General features: G+C 47.8%; 2 protein-coding genes and 1 pseudogene. All 3 read left to right on the plus strand.

From position 1 onward, the window contains the following. Nucleotides 1–325 (plus strand): 50S ribosomal protein L3 (gene rplC, locus ASC50_RS00800; protein ID WP_082592005.1); only part of this gene is annotated, 325 nt, incomplete at its 5' end. Further along, a complete protein-coding gene (gene rplD, locus ASC50_RS00805; protein WP_056928584.1) occupies nucleotides 325–945 on the plus strand; it encodes a 50S ribosomal protein L4 in 621 nt (206 codons plus the stop codon). The genes rplC and rplD, both read left to right, overlap by 1 nt. Nucleotides 946–963: 18 nt before the next feature. Continuing rightward, a pseudogene (locus ASC50_RS07410) lies at nucleotides 964–1,065 on the plus strand (50S ribosomal protein L23); the annotation flags it as partial. Nucleotides 1,066–1,186: the final 121 nt, after the last annotated feature.

Consider the following 1,186-nt stretch of genomic DNA (forward strand, 5'->3'; position numbering starts at 1 on the left):
GTTTTTGGATGGTTCGGTTTACGTGGACGTAATCGGGACATCCAAAGGTAAAGGCTTTCAGGGAGTTGTGAAACGTCACGGTTTCGGCGGGGTGAACGATGCCACGCTGGGTCAGAGTGACCGCCAACGCCACCCGGGGTCTATCGGTGCCTGTTCGTATCCCGCCAAAGTGTTCAAAGGAACGCGCATGGGCGGGCAGATGGGCAATGAGCGTGTTACCACGCAAAACTTGGAAGTGATTAAAATTATACCCGAGCACAATCTGGTCATGCTCAAAGGCTCTGTTCCGGGTGCAAAAGGTTCAATCGTAATAGTTCAAAAGTAATGGAAGCAGCAGTATATAACACTAAAGGGCACGATACCGGCAGAAAGGTAACCCTCAAAGATGGAGTATTTGGCATTGAACCCAACGACCACGTGATTTATCTGGATGTGAAACAGCATCTGGCTAATCGGCGTCAAGGAACGGCAAAAGCCAAAGAAAGAAGCGAGATTGCGGGGAGCACCCGCAAATTGGGTCGTCAAAAAGGCGGCGGTGGTGCACGCAGAGGGGTTATTAACTCTCCGTTGTTGCACGGTGGCGCACGGGTTTTCGGACCGGTGCCGCGCGATTACAGTTTCAAGTTGAACAAAAAAGTGAAATCGTTGGCTCGCAAGTCGGCGTTGGCATACAAAGTGCGCGAATCGGCTTTGACGGTCATCGAAGATTTCACTTTCAACGCACCAAGCACCAAAGAATTTATCACATTAGTGAAAAATTTGAAGATGGACGGCAAGAAACTGCTTTTGGTGTCGGCTGAAACAAACGTAAACGTGTCTTTGTCGGCTCGCAATTTGCAACGGACATCGGTCATCAATGTTTCGGAACTCAACACATATAAGGTGATGGATGCCGCTCAACTGATTTTGTCGGAGAGCGCAGTCGCAGCAATTAATAATTTTTAACAAAAGGAGGAACAAGAAATGGGAATAATAATTAAACCTATCGTCACAGAAAAACAGACCCAGATTACCGCAAAGAAGGCAAACAGGGTAGGTTTTCGCGTATCTCCGGATGCTAACAAAAAAAGTTATGACTATCCGCAATCATACCACTTGGCTTTCGCTCCTTGTCCCGCAGGGACAGCACTTTATTAACCGTAGACTTTAGTCTACGGTATAAACAATGTGTCGTCCCATGCGGGAC

The organism is Candidatus Symbiothrix dinenymphae, assembly GCF_001431085.1.

What these genes read in the sequence shown, in the direction of transcription:
- rplD (WP_056928584.1), top strand. Translation starts at nt 325, where the DNA reads ATGGAAGCAGCAGTATATAACACTAAAGGGCACGATACCGGCAGAAAG.